The 23,579-nt window shown below is 66.1% G+C and carries 21 protein-coding genes; 16 read left to right on the top strand and 5 right to left on the bottom strand.

The annotated features are described in order from the left end of the window. Positions 1 to 576 precede the first annotated feature (576 nt). Positions 577 to 1,035 (top strand): gas vesicle accessory protein GvpU, encoded by a 459-nt coding sequence (gvpU, locus tag GGR62_RS19460; RefSeq protein WP_184409484.1) that lies wholly within the window; start codon positions 577 to 579, stop codon positions 1,033 to 1,035. Between the two features lie 39 nt (positions 1,036 to 1,074). On the opposite strand, the gene GGR62_RS19455 is transcribed toward gvpU, so the two are convergent. Together GGR62_RS19455 and GGR62_RS19450 are read right to left on the bottom strand one after the other, a co-directional pair. Further along, positions 1,075 to 3,579, bottom strand: a complete 2,505-nt coding sequence (locus GGR62_RS19455) for a prolyl oligopeptidase family serine peptidase (protein WP_184409483.1) — start codon at positions 3,577 to 3,579, stop codon at positions 1,075 to 1,077. 113 nt (positions 3,580 to 3,692) lie between these two features. Further along, positions 3,693 to 4,580: an alpha/beta hydrolase gene (locus GGR62_RS19450; RefSeq protein WP_326520279.1), complete on the bottom strand. Its 888-nt coding sequence runs from the start codon at positions 4,578 to 4,580 to the stop codon at positions 3,693 to 3,695. A gap of 393 nt (positions 4,581 to 4,973) precedes the next feature. Between GGR62_RS19450 and GGR62_RS19445 the strand changes: the two genes are divergently transcribed. From GGR62_RS19445 to GGR62_RS19395, 11 genes are all read left to right on the top strand, one after another. Further along, positions 4,974 to 5,864, top strand: coding sequence for a LysR family transcriptional regulator (locus tag GGR62_RS19445; RefSeq protein WP_184409485.1), 891 nt, complete (start codon positions 4,974 to 4,976; stop codon positions 5,862 to 5,864). 578 nt (positions 5,865 to 6,442) lie between these two features. Continuing rightward, complete coding sequence (locus tag GGR62_RS19440; RefSeq protein ID WP_184409481.1) at positions 6,443 to 7,714, top strand: allantoate amidohydrolase; 1,272 nt, start codon at positions 6,443 to 6,445, stop codon at positions 7,712 to 7,714. Further along, positions 7,704 to 8,960, top strand: a complete 1,257-nt coding sequence (locus GGR62_RS19435) for an alanine--glyoxylate aminotransferase family protein (protein ID WP_184409480.1) — start codon at positions 7,704 to 7,706, stop codon at positions 8,958 to 8,960. The genes GGR62_RS19440 and GGR62_RS19435 overlap by 11 nt, the downstream gene beginning before the upstream one ends. Beyond that, the gene (gene puuE / locus GGR62_RS19430; RefSeq protein WP_184409479.1) at positions 8,957 to 9,847 is read left to right on the top strand and encodes an allantoinase PuuE; all 891 of its coding nucleotides are present in this window, start codon (positions 8,957 to 8,959) and stop codon (positions 9,845 to 9,847) included. The genes GGR62_RS19435 and puuE overlap by 4 nt, the downstream gene beginning before the upstream one ends. Continuing rightward, the gene (gene hpxZ, locus GGR62_RS19425) at positions 9,844 to 10,239 is read left to right on the top strand and encodes an oxalurate catabolism protein HpxZ (protein WP_184409478.1); all 396 of its coding nucleotides are present in this window, start codon (positions 9,844 to 9,846) and stop codon (positions 10,237 to 10,239) included. Before puuE ends, hpxZ begins: the two co-directional genes overlap by 4 nt. Further along, positions 10,236 to 10,727, top strand: coding sequence for a 2-oxo-4-hydroxy-4-carboxy-5-ureidoimidazoline decarboxylase (uraD, locus tag GGR62_RS19420; RefSeq protein ID WP_184409477.1), 492 nt, complete (start codon positions 10,236 to 10,238; stop codon positions 10,725 to 10,727). Before hpxZ ends, uraD begins: the two co-directional genes overlap by 4 nt. After that, positions 10,724 to 12,145: an FAD-dependent urate hydroxylase HpyO gene (gene hpyO / locus GGR62_RS19415; RefSeq protein WP_184409476.1), complete on the top strand. Its 1,422-nt coding sequence runs from the start codon at positions 10,724 to 10,726 to the stop codon at positions 12,143 to 12,145. Before uraD ends, hpyO begins: the two co-directional genes overlap by 4 nt. Then, positions 12,115 to 12,474, top strand: a complete 360-nt coding sequence (gene uraH, locus GGR62_RS19410) for a hydroxyisourate hydrolase (RefSeq protein WP_326520278.1) — start codon at positions 12,115 to 12,117, stop codon at positions 12,472 to 12,474. The genes hpyO and uraH overlap by 31 nt, the downstream gene beginning before the upstream one ends. A 104-nt stretch (positions 12,475 to 12,578) precedes the next feature. Then, a complete protein-coding gene (locus GGR62_RS19405; protein WP_184409474.1) occupies positions 12,579 to 13,052 on the top strand; it encodes a DUF1456 family protein in 474 nt (157 codons plus the stop codon). A 642-nt stretch (positions 13,053 to 13,694) separates the two neighbouring features. Then, a complete protein-coding gene (hrpB, locus tag GGR62_RS19400; protein WP_184409473.1) occupies positions 13,695 to 16,196 on the top strand; it encodes an ATP-dependent helicase HrpB in 2,502 nt (833 codons plus the stop codon). A gap of 464 nt (positions 16,197 to 16,660) precedes the next feature. Next, positions 16,661 to 17,092, top strand: coding sequence for a hypothetical protein (locus GGR62_RS19395; protein ID WP_184409472.1), 432 nt, complete (start codon positions 16,661 to 16,663; stop codon positions 17,090 to 17,092). A 354-nt stretch (positions 17,093 to 17,446) separates the two neighbouring features. On the opposite strand, the gene GGR62_RS19390 is transcribed toward GGR62_RS19395, so the two are convergent. Both GGR62_RS19390 and GGR62_RS19385 read right to left on the bottom strand, forming a co-directional pair. Beyond that, positions 17,447 to 18,019 (bottom strand): pseudouridine synthase, encoded by a 573-nt coding sequence (locus tag GGR62_RS19390; RefSeq protein WP_184409471.1) that lies wholly within the window; start codon positions 18,017 to 18,019, stop codon positions 17,447 to 17,449. A 327-nt stretch (positions 18,020 to 18,346) separates the two neighbouring features. After that, a complete protein-coding gene (locus GGR62_RS19385; protein ID WP_184409470.1) occupies positions 18,347 to 19,201 on the bottom strand; it encodes a class I SAM-dependent methyltransferase in 855 nt (284 codons plus the stop codon). Between the two features lie 232 nt (positions 19,202 to 19,433). Between GGR62_RS19385 and GGR62_RS19380 the strand changes: the two genes are divergently transcribed. The 4 genes from GGR62_RS19380 to GGR62_RS19365 all read left to right on the top strand — a co-directional run bounded on the left by GGR62_RS19380 (position 19,434) and on the right by GGR62_RS19365 (position 22,877). Then, positions 19,434 to 20,405 (top strand): aldo/keto reductase, encoded by a 972-nt coding sequence (locus GGR62_RS19380; protein ID WP_184409469.1) that lies wholly within the window; start codon positions 19,434 to 19,436, stop codon positions 20,403 to 20,405. Between the two features lie 117 nt (positions 20,406 to 20,522). After that, complete coding sequence (locus tag GGR62_RS19375) at positions 20,523 to 21,551, top strand: NADP-dependent oxidoreductase (protein ID WP_184409468.1); 1,029 nt, start codon at positions 20,523 to 20,525, stop codon at positions 21,549 to 21,551. Positions 21,552 to 21,623: 72 nt separating this feature from the next. Beyond that, a complete protein-coding gene (gene dkgB / locus GGR62_RS19370) occupies positions 21,624 to 22,427 on the top strand; it encodes a 2,5-didehydrogluconate reductase DkgB (protein WP_184409467.1) in 804 nt (267 codons plus the stop codon). Between the two features lie 147 nt (positions 22,428 to 22,574). Next, entirely contained in the window at positions 22,575 to 22,877 is a 303-nt protein-coding gene (locus GGR62_RS19365; RefSeq protein WP_184409466.1) for a hypothetical protein, read from the top strand. 186 nt (positions 22,878 to 23,063) lie between these two features. Here the strand turns inward: GGR62_RS19365 and GGR62_RS19360 are convergent, their stop codons facing one another. Beyond that, the gene (locus tag GGR62_RS19360) at positions 23,064 to 23,480 is read right to left on the bottom strand and encodes a hypothetical protein (RefSeq protein ID WP_184409465.1); all 417 of its coding nucleotides are present in this window, start codon (positions 23,478 to 23,480) and stop codon (positions 23,064 to 23,066) included. Positions 23,481 to 23,579 lie beyond the last annotated feature (99 nt).

Below are 23,579 nucleotides of genomic sequence, written 5' to 3'. Positions count from 1 at the left end.
CGGTGAATCGTGATGTCTTCATGGAAATCTCCTCAGGAAAGGTTACGAGAAAATTCCACTTTTGACGTCTGCTGATCTGAGGGGGGATTACCCTTCGACGCGGTTTGATTTTATCGGTGCCCCTCTAATGAAGAGACGGGCGTGAGTGGCGAGCGATCAAGGCTAACAAGTGTCAGAAAAACCATATCTAGTCGCGAAATTTCATCAGAAAATTTCATCCCTTGAGGCCTATACCAGGCCGTGGCGGACTGCTAAGGACATCGCCAAGCTGTGCCGCTACTCCCCGATGGCTCGGAACGAACGTTGACTGACAGCCCCAATCAAGCACCCGCGCGAGCAAAGAGCTTGTGCAACAGCACAAGCTAGCGCTGAGGATCAAGACTCCAACCAGAGCAAGCCGACTGGGGAAACATGTCATAGACTCAGAGCATGCTCTCCAAGGCGACCATGGCGGACTCAACCACGCCGATCACCGGACAGGACGCATTTGCTTTCTTGGGCATGCGGGGCGATGCGTAGGTACGTCGCTGCGCTTACTTCAACACACGCGTTACACCTTTCACCAAGGAGAGCCACATGACAGATCAAGACGACAATCAACCCAAGCTGGAAGACGTCAAGCTGGCGTTCGACGGCCAGAGCCTGGATTGGTATCTGCAGAAGCTGGTCGCGACCGTCAACACCTCGAACGTGCAGTTCGGCATTACGCTCTTTGTCGAAGGCATCATCATTTCAGGCCAGCTTGTCAGCGGGAAACAGTACTTCGAGGCGTTTGCGCAGGAATTTTCTGCTGCCTATCCAGGCAACGCCGAAGAAAAAGAAGATATCCGTCGCGCGTTTGCCAGCCACGCCAGCATCTACGACACGGAAGAGGACGCTCAGCAGAGCAGCACACCTCCGCAGTTCCTTCACCTGATCGAGTCGCGTTGCTTCTCGCCCGGCGGCCAGCCCCTGCCCAGCAACCGTGGTGTGCTGTGGCGCGGCAAGGTGAATGCCGTTTCCGGCTTTACCCTGGGATCGCTGTCGGCGGATTGAGCCTGGCAAGCTCCGCTTTGGTGTGAGGTGCTCGTCATCTCACATTTTCTGCTTACTGCCCGCATCGCGTGGCGCGGCGTTTTTCACGTAGCGGTCGAACCAGTCCAGCATCTCGGCGACCACGTCTTCGGTGGATTCGCGTGCGGTGTACCAATGCGGTTCGAACGGCAGCAATACCAGCCGCGCAGTGCCGCCGTTGCCACGGATCGCCTGGAACAACCGTGGTGCCTGGGTAGTTTCGGTCCCGGGGTTGGCGTCGTCCATGCCGTGCACGATCAACAATGGTTCGTTGATCTTGTCGGCGTGGAAGAACGCAGACGCCTGCGCATAGACCTGCGGCGCGGCCCAGAACGAACGGCGCTCGTTCTGGAAACCGAATGGCGTCAGCGTCTTGTTGTAGCTGCCGCTGGTGGCGGCACCGGCGCGGAACAGGTCGGTCTGTGCCAACAGGTTGGCCGTCATCAGCGCGCCGTGGCTGTGCCCGGTGACGCCGATGCGTTGGCGATCGACCACGCCCAGTTCAACCGCCTTGTCCACCGCAGCGGTGGCGTCGTCCACCAACTGCTGCAGGTAGGTGTCGTAAGCGGTCTTGGGGTCTCCCACAATGGGGAAGGCGGCATCGTCGATAATCGCGTAACCGGCCAGCAACAGCACCTGGTAGTAGCTTAGGCGGGTGAAGTCGCGCTCGCTGGCGCCGCTGACCTGGCCGGCCTTGGAAGGGTCGGCGTAGTCGAGAGGATAGGCATACAGGATCGCCGGCACGCGCGTGCCTTCTTTGTAGCCGGGCGGCGTGTACAGGGTGAACGACAGCTCCACGCCGTCCTTGCGCTTGTAGGTGACCAGCCGCTTCTTGATCTGCCGCACCAGCGGAGTCGGATCCGCAAAGTGGGTAAGCGGCGTGGCGGTCGAGGCAAGGGCCGCCTCGCCGGTAGCCGCCGTCGGCAGCGGCTGGCCAAGCGTGCGCACATACACGTTGGGCGGGTCGGTCAGCGACTGGTGCCAGGTCAACAGACGCGACACATCGTCGCCCGCAAAACCGAAGAACAGCTCGTCCACGCTGGCATCGCTGCGGAACAGCCGCTGGGTCTTGCCACTGGTCAGCTCATAGCGATCCAGAAACGGCCGGTCGCCCGCCGGCGAGGCGCCTTGGCCGCTCAGGAACAACGCACCCTGCTCTTCGCGCAGTACGGCTTGGCCGTTGGACAGCACACGCATCTTCGGCAGGCCCGGATCTGCGTACAGGTCGTCGGTGGAAAGGTCGAACAACACACGTCCGGCAGTGCCGGGGCGGTCGGCATTCAACAAAGTGGTGCGACGCCAGTGGCGGTTTTCGTCGTACTCGTCCAACAGCGCTTGGCCGCCTGCAGCAAACCAGGACAAGCCGGCATACCGCTGCTGCACGCGCGTGAGTTCACGCGGTTTGGCAGTGAACGGTGCAGCCAGCGTCATCAACTTGTCGCGTGCGGGCACGCTGGTTTTCCAATCGCCACCATCGAGCGCTTCGGCCCAGACCAGCGTGGCTGGTTGGTTGGCGCGCCAGGAATACGCACGCGGGCCAATCGACACACCTTGCACCGGCACCCGGTCGGCAACCGGCAGATTGGCCAGCATGCGCTCGCTGCCATTGGCCATATCCAACACCGCCACAGCGTGAGCGAAACGTGCGTAGGTAGTGACGTAGGAGTACGGCTGCTTCAACCGTTCCACCAACACGTGGCGGCCATCGGGCGCGCCATCCACGTTGCTGTAGACCGCAGGCGTACCGAGCTTGCGCTGGCTGCCGCTGGCCACATCCACCGTGAGCAGCTGGGAGGTGGCGTAGTAGGTGAATAAGGCCTCGTCTTCGGGGCTGGAGAGCGTATCGCGCGCTTCATAGGTGCTGCTTTCGCCCTTGCCCTGGATGGTTTCCTTGACCTCCGGGCCAGGCGGCACCGCGGCCTTGCGCGGGGCGGCGCCCAGGTCTTGCGGTACCGTCTTCAGCAGCAGGGTGTCGCTGCCGCCCAGCCACTGGATCTCGCCACCCAGCACTGGGTTGAGCTGCACACCGTCGATCCTGCGCACGTTGCCAGTGGCCACCTCGCCCACCCATAGCTCGACGCGGTCCGCGGCTGTGTTGTTGAAGGCGAAGCGGCGCCCGTCCGGCGACCACACCGGCGATGCCGGACAGGCACCAGCCGGCAGGCGCACGGCGGTCTGCTTGCCGCTTGCAACATCCACCAGGCTGAAGCCTTCCAGGCAGGAACGAATGCCGTAGCCGTTGGACATGTCGTGGCGGCTATGCGTGCGCGGCTCCACACGTACACCGGCCAGCTTCAGATACGGCTCGGCAACGCGTGCGATCGGCGGGTACTGGGTGCGCTGCACCAGCAACAAGGTCTTGCCGGTGGGGTCCAGGCGCGGCGATGGATTGAGCGGAGCGCGTAACACGCTCAGCAATGGCTCCGGTGGCTGCCGGTAACCGCCATCGGGCGTACCGGCAACCGCAGACACCGGCAAAAGGCTGGCAAGCACCAGTAACCCGCTCCATCGGTACGCGCTGAGCATCTCGGCATTTCTCGGGGAATGATCCCAGTAACCTAGCACGCCGACACAACGACTCAGATGCGCGCGGACGCAGCCCTGTCGCCGCGTCCGCAGTCCGCGTGCAAACGACGCAGTTACGCCGATGACTTGAGCGTGCGCGACAGGAAGTCGTGGATGTAATCCGCAATCTCCACCGCATGCGTTTCCAGCGCGAAGTGACCGGCATCCAGCAGATGCACTTCGGCAGCCGGCAGGTCCTTGCGATACGCCTGCGCACCCGGCGGAATGAAGGCGGGATCGTGCTTGCCCCACACCGCCAACAGCGGCGGCTGATGCTTGCGGAAGTACGCGTGGAAGGCCGGATAGGCCGCGACATTGCTGCGGTAGTCGAGAATCAGGTCGAGCTGGATCTCTTCGGCGCCCGGGCGCGCCATGTATGCGATGTCCAGGGTGTAGCCATCCGGCGACAGCCTGCTCGGGTCGGCACCGGTACCGTACTGCCAGTCGCGAATGGCCTGCGGCAGCAGCGAGGCACGGCATGCATCGCGGTTGGCTGCGGTTGGCTCACGCCAGTAGGCCTTCCACGGACCCCATTGGTCGCTGAAGCCTTCCAGATAGGCGTTGCCGTTCTGGCTGATGATGGCGCTCACCTTGTGCGGGTTTGCCGCCGCCAGGCGAAAGCCGACCGGCGCGCCGTAATCGAAGACGTACAAACTGTAGCTGGTCAGCCCCAGTGCTTCGGTAAAGCCTTCGATGACCTTGTAGAGGTGTTCGAACGTGTAGTCGAAGCGTCCACGCGGTGGCGCGGTGGTGTTGCCGAATCCCGGCAAGTCGGGCGCGATCAAGCGGTACTGGCTTGCCAGCAGCGGCAGCAGATCGCGGAACATGTGGCTGGCGCTCGGAAAGCCGTGCAACAGCAACAGCACCGGCGCATCTTTGCGTCCTGCTTCACGGTAGAACACATTGACCTCGCCGACCTGTTGGGTTTTGTAGGCCACGTGCAGGGTGTCATCGTTCGACATGGTATCTCCTTTGCTCGACGTCTTCTGTTTGGAAAGCTCGCTTGCACCGACAGCGCCCGCGCCCAAGGCGACTGCGGTACCCACGCATGAGGCGAGCAATATCCTGCGGCGACTCGGGTCTGCTGCCGCGTTGCGGGCGTTGGCCGCGTTGGGTGAATCGGGGTGGGCCATGACAAATCCAGTAGGAGATCAGTGACCGGCAATGCTAGGTGGCGAGCGGCATCACCAGAACCACCAACCGGATCAATTCACCATTGCTGTCGCTGCAATGCTGTATGCCTTGCCGGATAGCACCAACGCGAGCAAAGGGTGGAAGTCGCGTGGCCGCGACAGTCGGACTGCTACTCTCGCACCACACTTGATCGTGAGACGTCCGTGGATCGCATCCAGGAAATGACGCTGTTCGCCGCGCTGGCAGAGCAAGCAAGCTTTGCCGGGGTTGCGCGGCGTCTGGGCATTTCCACCGCAACGGTCACCCGCGCCATCGCGCAGCTGGAAAGCCGCCTGGGCGTGCTGCTGGTCGTGCGCACCACACGCAACATGCGGCTCACCGAGGCCGGGCAGCAGTACGCCATCGACTGCCGACGCCTGCTTGCCGATCTGGACGATGTCGAACACAGAGCGGCAGGGTTGCATGCGCTTCCCAGCGGCTTGCTGACGGTGACGGCGCCGCAGATGTTCGGCGCGCTGCATGTCACGCCGGTATTGACCAGCTTTCTCGGTCGCTATCCGTCGATGACCGCGCGCGCCATCCTGGTCGATCGCGTCGTGCCGCTGCTGGACGAAGGCATCGATGTGGCGGTACGCATCGGCGCACTGCCGGACTCATCACTGACTGCCATCCCGGTCGGCAGCGTGCGCCGCATGGTCTGCGCCTCGCCCGGCTATCTGGCAGAACACGGTGCGCCGCAGCAGCCGGACGATCTCCCGCAGCACGCCACCATCTCGACCTCATCGGCCGAACGCTCGCACAAATGGCCGTTCCGCATCGGTGGGCGCGAGCATCTGGTCGAAGTGGCATCCCGCCTCCACGTGACCTCGTTCAATGCCGCCATCACCGCCGCAGTGCAGGGCTGGGGACTGACGCAGGTGCCGTCCTACCAGATCCGCGAACACCTTCAGGGCGGCAAGCTCGCTTGCGTACTTGAGCCCTTCGAGATCGCGCCAGAGCCGGTGCATGTCGTCTATGTGCAGGGCCGCCGGGGTTCTGCCAAGGTGCGTACGTTTGTCGACTATTGCGTGGACGCACTGCGACAGGACCTGGATGTCGACAGCAGCGTTTGAGCTGGCGACTCGAAGGCCACCTGCCCATCAAAAGCAGCGCTCGGGATTGATCGTGTGTTGCGATGACATGCGATGCATGTGCATCCATGTTGCCTGCGAGGCTCGGCAGCAACGGCGACGAACGGGAGATACGCAGGCATAGGGCGCTTTGGCGACGCGCAACCGACCACACACGCCTTTGCTACGCCTGCACCGCAAGCGCGGTCCGGGCACGGAGCGTGGGTTGGGGCAAGGGCTGCGGCCACTCAGTAGTCTGGACCCAGCCACTCTCGTCCACCTCTGCCGGTCACCTTCTCCCGGCGGGAGAAGGAACCAAAAGCGCAGCCACCGGCTGCCCCGTCGCATTTTTTGCAACGCACGACCCTAAAAAAACTGCTTTGGGGTGACGGGGGCGATTCGTATAGTCGATGCAACGCCGCCGCCCCCTGCGCACGTGCGTGTCGCCCCCTTCACCGGGAAACCCATCGCCCGGCGTTGCCTCACCCTTTCCACACCGCCTGCGGAGGCTCCATGCACCAGTCCCTGTGGCATCGCGGTCCTGGCGGCACCGGCAGAACAGAACATCCACCCGGCGCTACATGCTGAGCGCGCAGCGTCCCTCACCCGCCAGCGCCTCGGGCGCACGCGCAGTCGCGCGCTGCGATGCGTTGGGCCTTCCGCCCTACAGCGACGCGCCGAGCGGGCTGTTCCGCGCCTGGCTCAGCCCGGCGCATCGCGCCGCCACCGCGCAGGTGAGCGCGTGGATGCGCGAGGCCGGCATGCAGGTGCGACTGGACGCGGCGGCCAATCTGATCGGTCGCTACGAAGGCGCACGCGCCAACGCACCGGTGCTGCTGATCGGCAGCCATCTGGACAGCGTGCGCGATGCCGGCTGCTATGACGGCCCGCTCGGCGTCCTGCTCGGTATCGAATGCGTCGCCGCGCTGCATGCGTTGGGGCGGCGCCTGCCGTTCGCCATCGAGGTGATCGCCTTTGGCGACGAGGAAGGCTCACGCTTCCCCGCCTCGATGTTCTGCAGCCGTGCGGTCGCTGGCACGCTCGACCCGGCCACGCTGGCCGTCACCGATGCCACCGGCACCGACGTGGCCACCGCGCTCGCCGACTGGGGCCTGGAGATCGCGCACATCCAGCAAGCCGCACGCGCGCCCGGCAGCGTGCTGGCCTATCTGGAAACCCATATCGAACAAGGCCCGGTACTCGAGGCCAACGGCATGCCGGTCGGCGTCGTCACCGCGATTGCCGCGCAGCGACGCTTCGCCCTGCGCTTCGACGGGCGCGCCTGCCACGCCGGCACCACCACCATGACGCTGCGCCGCGATGCATTGTGCGCAGCCGCCGAAGCGCTATTGGCGATCGAACGCATCGCACGCGCCGGCAGCGCCGGTCTGGTCGCCACCGTTGGCAAGCTGCAGGTCGCACCCGGCGCCACCAATGTGGTGCCGGGCCGGGTGGACTGCACGCTGGATGTACGCGCCGGCGATGACGCCAGCCGCGATGCGGCGGTGCTGGAGATCGAGCACGCGCTCGCACAGATCGGCGCACGCCGCGGCATCGCCATCGCCATCGACCCGTTGCAGACACTCGCTGCCAGCCCTTGCGCACCGGCATTGGTGACGCGTCTGGAACACGCCGTCGCCGCACAAGGCATCGCGCCACGCCAACTGGTTTCCGGCGCCGGCCACGACGCGATGGTGATGGCCGCGCTGTGCCCCACCGCGATGCTGTTCGTGCGCTGCGCCGGCGGCATCAGCCATCATCCGGACGAACACGTCGACCCGGCCGACGCCGAGGTCGCCCTGGCGGTCATGCGCCACTTCATCGAACACCTGGGAGACCCCCTTGTCACCTGATCTGCGCCACCTGCACACCTTCGGCGAACTCGACCCGCCACAGCGCCTGTTGATGGGCCCCGGCCCGGTCAATGCGCACCCGCGCGTACTGCGCGCGATGGCGGCCGATCTGCTGGGCCAGTTCGACCCGGAAATGACCACCTACATGAACGAGGTGATGGCGCTGTACCGGCCGTTGTTCGGCACCGAAAACCGCTGGACCTTCCTGGTCGATGGCACCGCGCGCGCCGGCATCGAAGCGGCGCTGGTATCGCTGGTGCAGCCGGGCGACCGCGTGCTGGTGATCAACTTCGGCCGCTTCGGGCTGTTGCTCACCGAAATCCTGCAACGCCTGGGTGCCGACGTGCACAGCGTGGATGCGCCCTGGGGCGAGGTGGTGCCGCTGAGCGCGATTGCCGACGCCATCGAGCGCGTGGCACCCAGGCTGGTGGCTACCGTGCATGGCGACACCTCCACCACCATGGCGCAACCGCTGGATGGCCTGGGTGCGCTGTGCCGCGCGGCCGGCGCGCTGAGCTACGTGGATGCCACCGCCACCATCGGCGGCATGCCGATCGCCAGCGACCGCTGGGGCGTGGACGTGGTCACCGCCGGCCTGCAGAAATGCCTGGGCGGGCCGTCCGGCTCGGCGCCGATCACCATCTCCAACGCAGCGGCCGAGGCGATCTTCGCGCGCCGCCATGTCGAACGCGGCATCGTGCGCGAGGACATCGTCAATGGCAGCGGCCCACGCATCGCGTCGAACTATTTCGACCTGGCGATGATCATGGATTACTGGTCGGACAAACGCCTGAACCACCACACCGAAGCCACCACCATGCTCTACGGCGCACGCGAATGCGCACGCGTGGCGTTGCAGGAAGGCCTGGACGCCCGCTTCGCCCGCCACGCCGCCGCCGGGCGCGCGGTGAGCGCCGGCATCCGCGCGTTGGGGCTGGAGGTCTTCGGCGACGATGTGCAGCGCATGACCAACGTCACCGGCGTGGTGATTCCGCACGGCATCGACGGCGATGCCGTGCGGCGACGCATGCGCGAGGATTTCGAGATCGAGATCGGCACCGCGTTCGGGCCGTTGCAAGGCAGGATCTGGCGCATCGGCGCGATGGGCTACAACGCGATGAAGCACAAGGTGCTGATCACCCTGGCCGCGCTGGAAGCGGTGCTGCGCGCCGAAGGCTACGCCTGCACACCGGGCCTGGCGGTGGAAGCCGCATTGGCCGCCTGGCATGCGGAGCCACATGCATGAGCACAGCGCGCGACCTGGTCGGCTATGGCGCCACCCCGCCTGCGGCGCAGTGGCCCGGTGGCGCACGTGTCGCGGTGCAGTTCGTCATCAACTACGAAGAGGGCGCGGAACACTGCGTGCTCAACGGCGATGCCGGCTCGGAAGCCTTTTTGTCGGAAATGGTCGGCACGCAATCGCAACCCGGCGCACGCGCCATGGCGATGGAAAGCCTGTACGAATACGGCAGCCGCGCCGGCTTCTGGCGGTTGCATCGGCTGTTCGCCACGCGCAACGTGCCGGTGACCGTATTCGGCGTGGCGCAGGCACTGGCCTCCAATCCAGACGCGGTGGCCGCGATGCAGGCCGCCGGCTGGGAAATCGCCAGCCATGGGCTGCGTTGGATCGACTATCAACACGTGGATGAGACCACCGAGCGCGCGCATATCTCAGAAGCCATCGCGGTGCACACTCGCGTCACCGGCAGCCGCCCGCTGGGCTGGTACCAGGGCCGCACCAGCCCCAATACCGCACGCCTGGTTGCCGAAGAAGGCGGCTTTGTCTACGACGCCGACAGCTATGCCGACGATGTGCCGTACTACGACCATCGCCACGGCCGCGCGCAGTTGATCGTGCCGTACACCCTGGACGCCAATGACATGAAATTCGTCGCCTACAACGGCTTTGCCGATGGCGAGCCGTTCTTCCGCTATCTGCGTGACAGCTTCGAGCAACTGCGCAGCGAAGGCGGGCGTATGCTCTCGATCGGCCTGCACGGGCGCATCGTCGGCAAGCCGGCGCGCGCGGCCGCACTGGCGCGCTTTGTCGATCACGTGCTGGCCAGCGGCGATGCCTGGATTGCGCGCCGCATCGATATCGCACGGCATTGGCAGCAGGTGCACCCGGCATGAGTATCTCCATAGCCGACATCGACCTGCCCGAGGTGATCGCGCAAGTGACCGCCGCCTTCCACGCCTACGAGAGTGCGCTCATGCGCGACGACATCGCCGCGATGGACGCGCTGTTCCACGCTGCGCCCAGCACGGTGCGCTACGGCGTGGGCGAAGTGCTGTACGGCATCGAAGCGATCCGCGCGTTTCGCAGCGGCCGCGGCGGCTCGCCGCAACGCCAGCTCATGCACGTGGAAGTACACAGCTACGGCCACGACTGCGCCACCACGCATGCCGAATTCATGCGCGAAGGCAGCAGCGCGCGCGGCCGCCAGAGCCAGAGCTGGGTGCGCTTTGCCGATGGCTGGAAAGTGGTGGCCGCGCACGTTTCGCTGCAAGGCACGCACGCATGAGCGTGATCGATGCCAATGTGCTGGACGATGCAGCCTTCGTGGCGCGTTACCACGCGCTGTTCGAACATTCGCCGTGGGTGGTCGAGCGTGCCGCGCAACGGCGTCCGTTCGCCGAGGTGTATCGCGGGCTGATGCAGGTGGTGCTGGATGCCTCGCCGGAGGAGCAGCTCGCCTTGATCTGCGCCCACCCGGAGCTGGCCGGCAAGGCGGCGATCGACCGCACGCTCACCGCCGCATCGGCGGCCGAGCAGGCCTCGGCCGGATTGGACCGGCTCAGCGAAGACGAGTTCCAGCGCTTCCACGCGCTCAATCGCGCCTATCGCCACCGGTTCGGATTTCCGTTCGTCATCTGCGTGCGGCTGCACGACAAGGCCGGCATTCTGGCCGCGCTGGAACGCCGGCTGGCGGCCTCGCGCAGCGAAGAGATTGCCACCGCCCTCGCCGAGATCGGCAAGATCGTGCACCTGCGCCTGGAGGCACTGCCATGAGCCTGGCCCAACTCGAACGCGAGCTCCACCACGATCTGCAACGCCTGGCCCACGGCGGCGACGCATGGACGCAGCCGCGCGTGCATCCGGCCGGGCATGTCTATGACGTGGTGATTGTCGGCGCCGGCCAGAGCGGCCTGGGCGCGGCGTTCGCGCTGCAACGCGAGCGCGTGCACAACGTGCTGGTCATCGACGAAAACCCAGCCGGGCAAGAAGGTCCGTGGGTGACCTACGCACGCATGCAGACCTTGCGCACGCCCAAGCAGATCACCTCGATCGACCTGGGCGTGCCGTCGTTGACCTTCCGTGCCTGGTGGGAAGCGCAGCACGGCGTCGCCGGCTGGGACGCACTCGACAAGATTCCGCGCGGCAGCTGGATGGACTATCTGCGCTGGTACCGTGCGGTGCTGCGCCTGCCGGTGCGCAATGCCACGCAGCTGGCACGCGTGGAGCCGGACGTGGCGCCGGGCATCCACCGCCTGCATCTGGCAATGGGCGCACCGCTGCTGACGCGCAAGCTGATCCTGGCAACCGGCATCCAGGGCGGCGGCCAATGGATGGTGCCGGACTGGATCAGCCGCGCCCTGCCCGCGCAGCGCTATGCGCACACCTCCGGCCCGATCGACTTCGCCGCGTTGGCCGGCAAGCGCGTGGGCATTCTCGGCGGCGGCGCGTCCGCGTTCGACAACGCCTGTTTCGCGCTGGACCAAGGCGTTGCCAGTGCCGAGGTGTTCGTGCGCCGCAGCGCATTGCCGCGCATCAATCCATTCCGCCACATGGAACAGGCCGGCATCATTCCGCGCTTTCCAGCACTGCCCGATGCGGACAAGTACCGGATGATGGCCAGCTTCTTCGCGCACAACCAGCCGCCGACCAACGACACCTTCCAGCGCGCCTGCGCGCACGCCGGCTTCGCGCTGCACCTGGGCGCTCCGTGGCTGGAGGTGGCCGAACGCGAGGGCGAGGTGGTGGTGCGCACGCCGCAGGGCGAGCACCGTTTCGATTTTCTGGCGGTGGCCACCGGCCTGGTCACCGACCCGCAGCTGCGCCCGGAACTGGCCGCGCTGTCCGGGCGCATCGCCTGCTGGGCCGACCGCTATCAGCCACCGCCGGGCCAGGCCAATCCGGTGCTGGATGCGCACCCGTATCTGGGGCCGGGCTTCGAGCTGCTGCCGCGCACGCCCGACGACGCCGCGCTGTTGCACGGCTTGTTCGCGTTCAACTATTCGGCGCTGATCAACCACGGCCCCTCGGCCGCGGCGCTGTCCGGACTCAAGGTCGCACTGCCACGACTGGCCCGCGCAGTGGCCGATCAACTGTTCCTGGACGACCGCCAGGCCATCGTCGACAGCTATCTGGCCTACGACCAGCCCGAATTCGTCGGCCAGTGGCCGCAACCGACCCAGGCGGTGGCATGAGCACCCTATCCACGCACGTACTGGATACCGCCAGCGGCCGCCCCGCCGCAGGCATCGCAGTGCGCCTGTTCGCCGGCACCACCCTGCACTTCGACGGCGTCACCAACCAGGACGGGCGCTGCCCCGCACTGGCCGCACTCACGCTGCAGACGGGACGCTACCGGCTGGAATTCGAGGTGGCCGGCTATTGGCGCGCAGCCGGCCTGGCGCTGGCCGACCCACCGTTCCTGGAACAGGTGCCAATCGCCTTCGGCATCGCCGATGACGGCCATTACCACGTGCCGCTGCTGCTCTCGCCGTACGGATATTCCACCTATCGCGGCAGCTGAGCGGCCGCCGGTTCGGCAACGGATCGGCCCTGCAAACGCCGCGTTGCGCATCGCCCCCGTAGAATGGCGCCTTTCCGGCGACAGGCCGGGGCCCCGGAATTGCCATGATCCACAACGATGTACTGCGCAGCATCCGCTACATGCTCGACCTCAGCGACGACAAGGTGGTGGAAATCGTCCACCTGGCCGACCCGGAGTTCGCGCTCGACAAGCCGCAGGTACAGACCTGGCTGAAGAAGGAAGACGAGCCCGGTTTCGAGCCCTGCACCGATGCGATGCTGGCGCGCTTTCTCGACGGCCTGGTGTTGCGTTTCCGTGGCCGCGACGAAAGCCAGCCGGTGCGCCCGCTGGAAACCCGCGTCGGCAACAACCTGGTGTTGAAGAAACTGCGCGTGGCTTTCGAGCTGAAGGACGTGGACATGCACGCCATCTTCGCCAGCGCCGGCTTCCCGCTGTCCAAGCCGGAACTGTCCGCGCTGTTCCGCCAGCCCGGCCACAAGAATTTCCGCCCCTGCGGCGACCAGCTGCTGCGCGCCTTTCTCAAGGGCCTGACCGCCCGGATGCGCGAAGCGGGGTGATGGTGAGATTGGCTTAGAGCAGCTAACAAAACCTGGCGAGCGAGCGCCTGTCAGTGAGTGCAGTGGTTTTGTCGGCCGTATCTTGGTGGATGCCGTCAGAAGTCCAGATCAAACACGGAGTGGGTCGAATGCGCGGTGCCCTCACCGCTCGCGGGACACGCCGTGAACCCGTCCCTGGGGACTCGGTGGCGGCATCCATGCCGCCACACGGTCCCGCAAGCGGCGAGGACACCGCACCAGAGACTCCGCTGGTTGCTGTGTTTAAACCCATGCATGCCGACCATCTCGACTGGCCCTTGCCCGCCCAGCCAGGCCGCAGATGGCCGGCCTGCAGTAGGCTGACGCAAAGTCGTTTTGTTAGCCGCTCTTAGCCGTCTAACGACGCGGCGAGTGGAAGTCTCGGTTGTTTGGTCTCTTGAAATGGGTGGTCCGTGCGGATAGCCCCGTCGTAGAGCAGTTGATCCGGTGTTTGGTTGCAGGGTGCTTGCCGCTTGCGGGACCCTGCGGCGGCATGAATGCCGCAACGGAGACTCCAGGGACGAATTTCCTGCGTGCCCTGTGAGCGGCGAGGGCACCGAGCCCTCGACACACCACGCTTCTGTCGGTCGCACCGCTTGCATGGGAACCGTATCCTTCCCGCGCATGACCGAGCCCGTTTTTCCGATTTCCCCGTTGTTGCCGCAGATCCGCGACAGCCTGGCCGCGCATCCGCGGCTGGTGCTGGAAGCCCCGCCCGGCGCCGGCAAGACCACCCAGGTGCCATTGGCGCTGCTGGATGCGCCGTGGCTGGCCGGGCGCAAGATCGTGATGCTCGAACCGCGCCGCGTGGCCGCCCGCAGCGCCGCCGTGTTCATGGCCCGCCAGCTCGGCGAGCCGGTCGGCGAGACGGTGGGCTACCGCATCCGCTTCGAGAACAAGACCTCCGCGCGCACCCGCATCGAGGTCGTCACCGAAGGCATCCTGACCCGGCTGATCCAGGACGACCCGATGCTGGAAACCATCGGCGCGCTGCTGTTCGACGAATTCCACGAACGTCATCTGGCCGGCGACCTCGGCCTGGCGCTGGCGCTGGACGTGCAGGCGCAGGTGCGCGAGGACCTGCGCATCGTGGCGATGTCGGCCACGCTCGATGGCGAACGGCTGGCCGGCTTTCTCGACGCGCCGCGCCTGAGCAGCGCCGGGCGCAGTTTTCCGGTGGACGTCACGCATTTCCCCGCACGCCGCGACGAAGCGCTGGAGCCGCAAACGCGGCGTGCGGTGGAACAGGCCTTGGCCACGCATCCGGGCGATGTGCTGGTGTTCCTGCCCGGCCAGCGCGAGATCGCACGCGTGCACAGCGCGCTGCAGGACGTGCTGGATCCGGCGGTGCAGGTGCTGCCGCTGCATGGCGAGCTGGCGGTCGAAGCGCAGAGCCAGGTGCTGCAGCCCGATCCGCAGGGACGCCGCCGCGTGGTGCTGGCCACCAATGTCGCCGAATCCTCGGTCACCCTGCCCGGCGTGCGCGTGGTCATCGACAGCGGGCTGGCGCGCGAGCCGCACTACGACCCCAACAGCGGCTTTTCGCGGCTGGATATCGCCACCATTGCGCAGGCCTCGGCCGACCAGCGCGCCGGCCGCGCCGGGCGTGTGGCCAGCGGCTGGGCGTACCGGTTGTGGCCGCAATCGCAACGACTGGAGCCGCAGCGCCGCGCCGAAATCACCCAGGTGGAACTGACCGGCCTGGCGCTGGAACTGGCTGCCTGGGGCAGTACCGCACTGCGTTTTGTCGATGCGCCGCCGGCCGGCGCACTGGCCGCCGCACATGAGCTGCTGCAACGGCTGGGTGCACTGACCGAGCGCGGCGGCATCACCGCGCTGGGCCGGCGCATGCTCGCGCTCGGCACCCATCCGCGCCTGGCCGCGATGCTGGCGCTGGCCGGCGATGCAACGCGCGTGGCGCTGGCCTGCGATCTGGCCGCACTGCTCGAAGCGCGCGACCCGCTGCGTCAGGGCGGCGATGGACTGGCCGCACGCTGGCGCGCACTGGCTGCGTTCCGGCAAGGCCGCAGCGCGCACGACGCCAACCGCAGCGGACTGGCGGCGATCGACAGCGCCGCCAAACAATGGCGACGCCGGCTGCGCTGCGACAGCGCCGCGCCGGCCAGCGTGGAAGCGCACGCGCTCGGCGATCTGCTCTCGCACGCCTTTCCCGATCGCATTGCCGCACGCCATCCCACCGATCCGTTGCGCTACCTGCTCGCCAACGGCCGCAGCGCACGCCTGTTCGACCACAGCGATCTGCGCGGCGAGCCGTGGCTGGTCGCCAGCGAATTGCGTTACGAAGCCAAGGACGCGCTGCTGCTGCGCGCCGCCCCGGTGGACGAAGGCTATCTGCGCCGCAGCGTGCCCGAGCGCTTCGTGCAGCAGGATCTGGTGCAGTGGGACGCCGACAAACGCGCCCTGGTCGCGCGCCGGCAATCCAGCTTCGACCGCATCGTGCTCGACAGCCGCCCGGCCGGCCGCGTCGATCCGGCGCAGGCGGCCGGCGCACTGACCGAGGCAGTGCGTCAGCTGGGCCTGGATGCCTTGCCCTGGACCGACGGCCTGCGCCAATGGCGCGCACGCCTGCAATCGCTGCGCGCCTGGATGCCGGAGCTTGCGCTGCCCGACCTGTCCGATCCCGCGTTGCTGGACACGCTGGACACCTGGCTGCGCCCGGCCTTCGCCGGCAAGACCCGCCTGGACGCGCTGGACGAAGCCAGTCTGGGCGACGCGCTCAAGGCTGCCTTGCCGTGGGACCGGCGCCAGCTGATCGACCGCCACGCGCCCACCCGCATCAGCGTGCCCTCGGGCATGGAGCGACAGATCGTCTACGCCCTGGACCATGCCGAGCAGCCGTTGCCGCCGGTGCTGGCAGTCAAACTGCAGGAACTGTTCGGCCTGGCCGACACCCCGCGCATCGCCGACGGCCGCATTCCGCTGACCCTGCATCTTCTCTCGCCGGGTGGGCGCCCGTTGCAGGTCACACAGGACCTGAAGAGCTTCTGGGCAACCACCTATCCGGACGTGAGGAAGGAGATGAAAGGGCGATATCCCCGGCATCCGTGGCCAGATGACCCGTGGACGGCGACGGCGACGCACAGGGCGAAACCGCGCGGCACCTGATCGTTTTTGGCCGCAGCGGCGGCGAACCATGGCAGGTGCTCAACGGCTTGTGCGGCGCCGCCCAACCATCCATGGGACAGCGACGGCACAGGACGCAACCACGTGGCACTGGCAGCCTCTTGCTGCCGGGCGACAAGGCGCCCCTTGCGCGCCACTGGCGGGCGCGCCGTTGACGCCCGCGCTGTCAGCGCGGACCAGGACGCGTGAGGGGACGCAGCCGAGCCACTCAGCACTGCACGACACGAGGTTTCGCTCGCCCCTGATCCGCGCCTTTGGACACTTTCTTCCAAGGGGGGAAGGCACAGCCGCAGCCGAGATCGTCGCCGTGCCCCATGCGCTCACCATCGAAGCGGGCCTGCATTGCTTCCTAACCGCAAGCCAAACAAGTCCCGGCGCCGCTAACACCGTCTATACGCACCAGACCACACACTGCAGCCCACGTACTCGGAAAGGAAACGCCTCCAATGAGCAAGCTGACTGTGATCACCGAACGCGCCCTGGAGCGTGCCCTGGAGCTGGCGGGCAATGCGGGCGACCATCTGCGTCACGCTGCCTCCAATGCAGGCGACCAGGCCCGCAACGCCGGCAGCAGCCTGCGTCATCTGCGCCCGGGCGCCGGCGACTGGCTGAAGACCGGTGCTGCGCTGGGCGCCGTGCGCAGCGGCGGCAAGGCCGCCAGCAAGCTGGTCAAGCGCAATCCTGCGATCACCGTGGCGGCTGCCGTCGCAGGTCTCGGCCTGATCGGTTATGCGGTCTATCGCAAGCGCCAGCGTGACCAGCAGGTGCTCGGCGGCAACGTCCATCGTCTGGACCGCGAACATGCCGGCAACGCCAATGCACGCCGCGCGGCCTATCAGCGTCGCGGTGCGGTGACCCCGAGCGACGGCATCGAATAAGCCGCCGGTCTGACGGAAAAAACCGACAACGCCACGGCCCCGCGCCGTGGCGTTGTCGTCTGTGGATGGCGCCCGGTCACCCGGCAAATCACAACGGCATCGGTGCGGACGTGCGTGGCCGAACGATGTGGCGCGGCCCGCGCGCGTGGCGGGCCACCATCGATCAAGTGTCATCGCCGCTATCCACTGTGGCGTCACTGCGATCACCACGCATCGCAGAACACGCGGCTTGATACGCATCGCTGGGTGGCCGGGCGATCCAGGCACGCACGGGGTGCGGCGCTCTGCGTAACGGATCCCCGCGTGATGTCCGTGCACTGCGCTGAAGCGACGCAGGTAGCGAATGCATCGGGCTCAGCGCCGCGTCCTGCTCGGACGCGCACCATGGCCATCTTCCCTGCGCCACTGACCGGGTGCGAGCGTGTCCAGTCTCCAGTCGCCGATGGCCACGCGCACCAGGCGCAAGGTCGGCAAACCCACCGATGCGGTCATGCGCCGTACCTGGCGATTGCGGCCTTCGGTGATTTGCAGTTCCAGCCAGGCATCGGGCACGGTCTTGCGCACGCGTACCGGCGGATCGCGCGGCCAGAGGTCCGGCGCCGGGTCGAGCATGCGCGCCTTGGCGGGACGGGTCGGGCCGTCATTCAGCAGCACGCCATCGCGCAAGGCCTGCAGGTGTGCAGGCTCCGGCGCGCCTTCCACTTGCACCCAGTAGGTCTTGGGTTGCTTGTGGCGCGGGTCGGTCAAGCGGTGCGCCAGTGCACCGTCGTCGGTGAGCAACAGCAAGCCTTCGCTGTCGTGGTCCAGACGGCCCGCCGCATACACGTCGGCAGGCAAGCCGAATTCGGCCAGTGTGCGCCTGGGCGGCTGCGAGCGGTCGCTGAATTGCGACAGCACGCCATAAGGTTTGTTCAACAGCACCAACATGCGAATCCTGTAGCGCGAGTTCACGGACACGCACGACAGCTGCGCATGGCCTCGTGCGGATGATGGATGCAGCGTACCGATAACGGAGCGAGGCGCGCAGCGCATTCGCTCGGCGGTTGCACTCTTGCGTGGTCAGCGCAGATCGCAGGCGCACCTGCGCATTGGATGCAGGCGATCGGCACCAGCTGCGATGGATGCACCCTCCACGACGCACGCGCCTGGATGGCATGCGCGCGCGTGCATGCGGCCATCATCGGTTACCCGGCACCACGTTGCGGCCCCTGCATGCCGGACGCGCCGTGTGCGCGCCGGCATGCAGGCAATCGATCACCGTTTGACGAACTTCAAGGTCATGCGGTCGCTCTCGCCGATGGCCTTGTACTTGGCATCGTCGGTGGCCTCGTGCTTGTTGCTCGGCGGCAACGTCCACACGCCACCGGGGTAATCCTTGGTGTCGCGCGGGTTGGCATTGAGCTCGCTCTTGCCGGCCAGGGTGAAGCCGGCAGCTTCGGCCATCGCAATCACCTGCGCCTGACCCACATAGCCGCTCTTGTCGTCGGCCGGCACATCGGTCTTGGCGCGATGCTCGACCACGCCGAGCACGCCGCCGGGCTTGAGCACCTTGTAGAAGCCGGCAAACATCGCTTCGGCATTGCCGGCCATGCGCCAGTTGTGCACGTTGCGGAAGGTCAGCACCAGATCGGCAGAATTGTCCACGCCGAACGACGGCGTCTTCGGCACATAGGACACGATCGACGGCTTGCCGTAGATCGCCGGGTTGGCTTCCAGCTTCTTCTCCAGCTCGTCGCGCGCGCTCTGCGCATAGTCGCGGCTGCGACCCTCCGGCGCCGATGCCGGGTCGACCACGGCTGCGACATACTTGCCCTTCTGGCGCAGATACGGCGCCAGGATTTCCGAATACCAGCCGCCGCCCGGGGTGATTTCGATGACGGTCTGGGTGGGCTTGATGCCGAAAAACGCCAGCGTCTGGCCGGGGTGGCGATAGACATCGCGCTGCACGTACACCCGATCGCGCCAGCTGCCATTGATGGCCGCCTGCAGCGCCTTATCCGGTGCCGGCAGGGTTGCGCTATCTGCCGGTTTCATCGCCATCGCCAGCGGCGCGCTCATCGCCACCACCAGACTCATCACACACGCACAGGCCAGCTTGTTGCGGATCATTGCAGTGCCCCTCTTCCGGGAAAAGTAGCGCGAGCCTAGCATGCGGTCCGGGGACTGCCGTGTGCCCGCGTCGGCCACGCATGACACCGTGCGCCACTCGACACATGGCGACATGTTCAGATCCTGTGAGCCGATGAGGGCGATCGGCAGAACGCAGAATCCACATCGATGTCACACGCAACATCGGTGCGGATGACTATCCTGTGGGCAGTTCGAATCAGGAACATCCGCGATGACTCAAGCCCGTGCGTTAGGCCGCTCCGGCCTGCAGATTCAACCGATCGTGTTCGGTGGCAATGTGTTCGGCTGGAGCGCCGATGAGGCGACCTCGTTCGCATTGCTCGACGCCTTTGTCGATGCCGGCTTCAATCTGATCGACACCGCCGATACGTACTCGGGTTGGGTGCCGGGCAACCACGGTGGCGAATCGGAAACCATCATCGGACGTTGGCTCACGCGCAGCGGCAAGCGCGACAAGGTATTGATCGCCACCAAGGTGGCCAAGTGGAGCGAGCATCCAGGCCTGTCGCCGGACAATATCGCAGCGGCGGTGGAAGATTCGCTGGCCCGTCTGCAGACCGATGTGATCGATCTGTATCAGGCCCACGAGGACGACGAATCGATTCCGCTGGAAGCCACGTTGGCCGCGTTCGGTCGGTTGATCGAACAAGGCAAGGTGCGCGCGATCGGCGCCTCCAACTACAGCGCCACGCGCCTGCGCGATGCGCTGGATATTTCCGAGCAATACAAGCTGCCGCGTTACGAAAGCCTGCAGCCCGAATACAACCTCTACGATCGCGCCGGCTACGAAACCGAGCTGGAGCCGCTGGTGCGCGAACGCGGGCTCGGCGTCATCAGCTATTACTCGCTGGCCAGCGGTTTTCTGACCGGCAAATACCGCAGTGCCGCCGACGCCGGCAAGAGCAGTGCGCGCGGCGCCTCGGTGGTCAAGCAATACGTCAATCCACGCGGCCTGCGCATTGTTCAGGCATTGGATGATCTGGCTGCCACCCATCACGCCACGCCCGCACAGATTGCATTGGCCTGGTTGATCGCGCGGCCGAGTGTGACCGCCCCGATCGTCAGCGCCACCAGCGTGCGCCAGTTGCACGACGTACTGGCCGCGGCACGCGTGTCGCTCAGTGCCGATCAGGTTGCGCAGCTGGATGCGGCAAGCGCGCCTGAGCCATCCGACGCCGCCTGACGCAGCCCGCCTGCAACCCGGGCGAACGCGCGTCGCGTCCCCGCACACCCTCGCGCAGCCGCCATCGCGGCTGTGCTTTCCGACCCCACGCGCGGTTTTTTCCGCGAGGAATCTCCCATGACATCCATCACCAACCGCCGCATCGTGCTGGCCTCGCGCCCGCATGGCGAACCCACGGCAGACAACTTCCGTCTCGAAGACGTCGCCTTGCCGCCGACCGGCCACGACCAGATCCTTGTGCGTAACCGCTTCCTGTCGCTGGACCCGTACATGCGTGGACGCATGAACGACGGTCCCTCCTACGCCGCACCGGTCGAGATCGATGCGGTGATGGAAGGCGGCACGGTGGGCGAAGTCATCGAATCGCATCATCCCGACTATCGCCCCGGTGAGTTGCTGGTGCTGTCGGGCGGCTGGCAGACGCATACCCTGCTTACCCCGGAGACACCCTTGCGCAAGCTGCCCAAGGACGACGGCTTACCACCGAGCACAGCGCTTGGCGTGTACGGCATGCCGGGCTTCACCGCGTATGCGGGCCTGCACGAGATCGGCAAGCCGCAGCCGGGCGAAACCCTGGTGGTGGCGGCCGCCAGTGGCCCGGTCGGTGCAACCGTGGCGCAACTTGCGCGCCTGCAAGGGTTGCGCGTGGTCGCCATTGCCGGTGGCCAGGAGAAAGTGCGTTACCTGCGCGACACCCTGCGCGTGGATGCGGCCCTGGACCACCGCGCCGACGACTTTGCCGACCAGTTGCGTGCCGCCACCCCGGACGGCATCGACATCTACTTCGAGAACGTCGGCGGCAAGGTCTTCGATGCGGTCGTGCCGCAATTGAACGCCTTTGCGCGCATCCCGGTGTGCGGCGTGGTCGCCACCTACAACAGCCGCGGCGAGGCGCTGCCAGGGCCGGACCGCCTGCCCGATTTCATGGGCCAGGTGCTGCGCAAGCGGCTCACCGTGCGCGGCTTCATCCAGCACGACTTCCTGCGCCTGATGCCCGCCTTCCTGCGCGAAATGGGCCAATGGCTGCGCGAAGACAAGATCCACTACCGCGAGCATGTATTGCACGGCCTGGACAGCGCCCCGCAAGGCCTGATCAGCCTGCTGCGCGGCGAAAACTTCGGCAAGGCCGTGGTCGCACTCGACTGACACCGCGCCCGCCATGCAAACCGTCCGCTTTTATTGATCCCTACTCCCCAATCCCGTCACTCAAGGAAACCAATGACTGTCCCCGCATTCGGCCTCGGCACCTTTCGTCTCAAGGACCAGGTCGTCATCGACTCGGTACGCAACGCACTGGAGCTGGGCTATCGCGCGGTCGATACCGCGCAGATCTACGACAACGAAGAACAGGTCGGGCAGGCCATCGCCGCATCCGGCGTGCCGCGCGATCAGCTGTATCTGACCACCAAGATCTGGGTCGACAAATTCGAGCGTCATGCCTTGCTGCCCAGCCTGCAGGAAAGCCTGCGCAAGCTGGGCACCGACGACGTCGATCTGACCTTGATCCACTGGCCTTCGCCAAAGGATCAGGTACCGATGCGCGAGTATCTGGAAGCCTTGAACGAGGCCAGGCAACAGGGCCTGACGCGCGCGATCGGCGTGTCCAATTTCACCATTGCATTGATCAGGCAGGCCATCGAGATCCTGGGGGCCGACGCCATCGCCACCAATCAGATCGAGGTGCATCCGTACCTGCAGAACCGCAGCTTGATCTCGTTCCTGCGCGAGCAAGGCATCCATGTCACCTCGTACATGACCCTGGCGGTGGGCGAGGTGTTGAAGGATCCGGTGATCCAGGCCATTGCCGCGCGTCACCACGCCACCCCGGCGCAGGTCACGCTGGCCTGGGCATTGCAGCAGGGGTATTCGGTGATCCCGTCCTCGACCAAGCGCGAGAATCTTGAAAGCAACCTCAAGGCGCAGACGCTGCAACTGAGCGCGCAGGACATGGCCGAGATCGCCACGCTCGACCGTGGTCAGCGCCTGGCCAACCCGAAGGCCATCGCCCCCGACTGGGATTGAGGTCGCGGTTTTGGCGACGGATCGCCAACGCTCGGCCCGTGGCAGCGCAGCCGCGACGACCGCCGGTCGTCGCGCGCTGGTTGCATGCGGCAGGCGCTGCTACGGTGCGATGCACAGGGGGGTAGTCTCGACAACGGAGTCCTGCCCATGCACACCGCATCCGTGTTGACCGGCCGCGTCGTCAATCTCGACGCAGAGATCGCCTACTGGCGCGATCTGCATGCCGAAGGCCATCTGGGTGGTTACGATTTCGCCGATTATGCGCGACTGCTCACGCTTGGCTACGACATCTATCTGGCCTATCCACGCGCCACCGAAGCGCAGCTGTATCGCGTGTTGCAGGACGGGTATTACCACTACCAACCGATGCTGTCAGTGCCCTGGGATCAGGCGCGCTGGCTCGTGCGACACGCCTGGCGGCATCTGGAAGAGGCCGCCGTTCGGCATTGAGGCGCCCATCGACGCAGTGCCCAGCCGCCCGGCGCTTGGATAAAACGCTGGGCGGCCAATGAGGCAGCAAGCAGCGATCAGAAAGGGATAGACCCGCGACGCAATGCAGCGCCTGACTGGCGGCACCTGCCATTCCGGACACCGGCGCGCCCACCGGACGATCAGCGCAGTCGTCAGTCGACTGCTTTAGTTCAATTGCCCCGATGCCATCGCCTGGCGATCGATGCGGTGTTTCTCGGCCAGCGCCTGCATGCCTTGCAGCGTGGCGGCGATCAGGCTGGCATAGCGCACACGCCACAGATTGGCGCGGTCGTTGTCGTCGCGCGTATTACCCAGGCCATCGAGCACCTGCGGCAGACGCCGATCGGCCAGGGCGGAAGCCGCCAGATAGGGCTTCTCCGGGGCGATCACGTCCACCGGTGCGCGCCAGTCGTTGGCGACCTGCTGGGCGATACCGGCCAGGTGCGAAAGCTGGTGCATGCCGATCAGCGTCTCATGCAGCATCTCGCGGCACGCCCATTGCCAGAGCGCCACCTTTTCCGATGGGTCCTTGGCAATCTGGGTAAGGGCCAGATCGACCTTTTCGATGCGTGAGTCGCGCATTACTGAGCTCCGATGCTGCTGTGCAACATAATTCACACCATACCCTGTGAGAATCAAGTGAGCCAGTCGTTGGAAAGATGTCAGCGTTAATGCCGGACC

It is taken from the genome of Xanthomonas sp. 3075 (assembly GCF_014197275.1).
Lineage (GTDB): Bacteria > Pseudomonadota > Gammaproteobacteria > Xanthomonadales > Xanthomonadaceae > Xanthomonas > Xanthomonas campestris_B.
This window is presented reverse-complemented; position numbering and strand designations above follow the sequence as displayed.

Bases quoted from the DNA above. Each gene is read 5' to 3' on its own strand.
- gvpU (WP_184409484.1), top strand. From the start codon at position 577: ATGACAGATCAAGACGACAATCAACCCAAGCTGGAAGACGTCAAGCTG.
- GGR62_RS19455 (WP_184409483.1), bottom strand. From the start codon at position 3,579: ATGCTCAGCGCGTACCGATGGAGCGGGTTACTGGTGCTTGCCAGCCTT.
- GGR62_RS19450 (WP_326520279.1), bottom strand. From the start codon at position 4,580: ATGTCGAACGATGACACCCTGCACGTGGCCTACAAAACCCAACAGGTC.
- GGR62_RS19445 (WP_184409485.1), top strand. From the start codon at position 4,974: ATGACGCTGTTCGCCGCGCTGGCAGAGCAAGCAAGCTTTGCCGGGGTT.
- GGR62_RS19440 (WP_184409481.1), top strand. From the start codon at position 6,443: ATGCTGAGCGCGCAGCGTCCCTCACCCGCCAGCGCCTCGGGCGCACGC.
- puuE (WP_184409479.1), top strand. From the start codon at position 8,957: ATGAGCACAGCGCGCGACCTGGTCGGCTATGGCGCCACCCCGCCTGCG.
- hpxZ (WP_184409478.1), top strand. From the start codon at position 9,844: ATGAGTATCTCCATAGCCGACATCGACCTGCCCGAGGTGATCGCGCAA.
- uraD (WP_184409477.1), top strand. From the start codon at position 10,236: ATGAGCGTGATCGATGCCAATGTGCTGGACGATGCAGCCTTCGTGGCG.
- hpyO (WP_184409476.1), top strand. From the start codon at position 10,724: ATGAGCCTGGCCCAACTCGAACGCGAGCTCCACCACGATCTGCAACGC.
- GGR62_RS19405 (WP_184409474.1), top strand. From the start codon at position 12,579: ATGATCCACAACGATGTACTGCGCAGCATCCGCTACATGCTCGACCTC.
- hrpB (WP_184409473.1), top strand. From the start codon at position 13,695: ATGACCGAGCCCGTTTTTCCGATTTCCCCGTTGTTGCCGCAGATCCGC.
- GGR62_RS19395 (WP_184409472.1), top strand. From the start codon at position 16,661: ATGAGCAAGCTGACTGTGATCACCGAACGCGCCCTGGAGCGTGCCCTG.
- GGR62_RS19390 (WP_184409471.1), bottom strand. From the start codon at position 18,019: ATGTTGGTGCTGTTGAACAAACCTTATGGCGTGCTGTCGCAATTCAGC.
- GGR62_RS19385 (WP_184409470.1), bottom strand. From the start codon at position 19,201: ATGATCCGCAACAAGCTGGCCTGTGCGTGTGTGATGAGTCTGGTGGTG.
- GGR62_RS19380 (WP_184409469.1), top strand. From the start codon at position 19,434: ATGACTCAAGCCCGTGCGTTAGGCCGCTCCGGCCTGCAGATTCAACCG.
- GGR62_RS19375 (WP_184409468.1), top strand. From the start codon at position 20,523: ATGACATCCATCACCAACCGCCGCATCGTGCTGGCCTCGCGCCCGCAT.
- dkgB (WP_184409467.1), top strand. From the start codon at position 21,624: ATGACTGTCCCCGCATTCGGCCTCGGCACCTTTCGTCTCAAGGACCAG.
- GGR62_RS19365 (WP_184409466.1), top strand. From the start codon at position 22,575: ATGCACACCGCATCCGTGTTGACCGGCCGCGTCGTCAATCTCGACGCA.
- GGR62_RS19360 (WP_184409465.1), bottom strand. From the start codon at position 23,480: ATGCGCGACTCACGCATCGAAAAGGTCGATCTGGCCCTTACCCAGATT.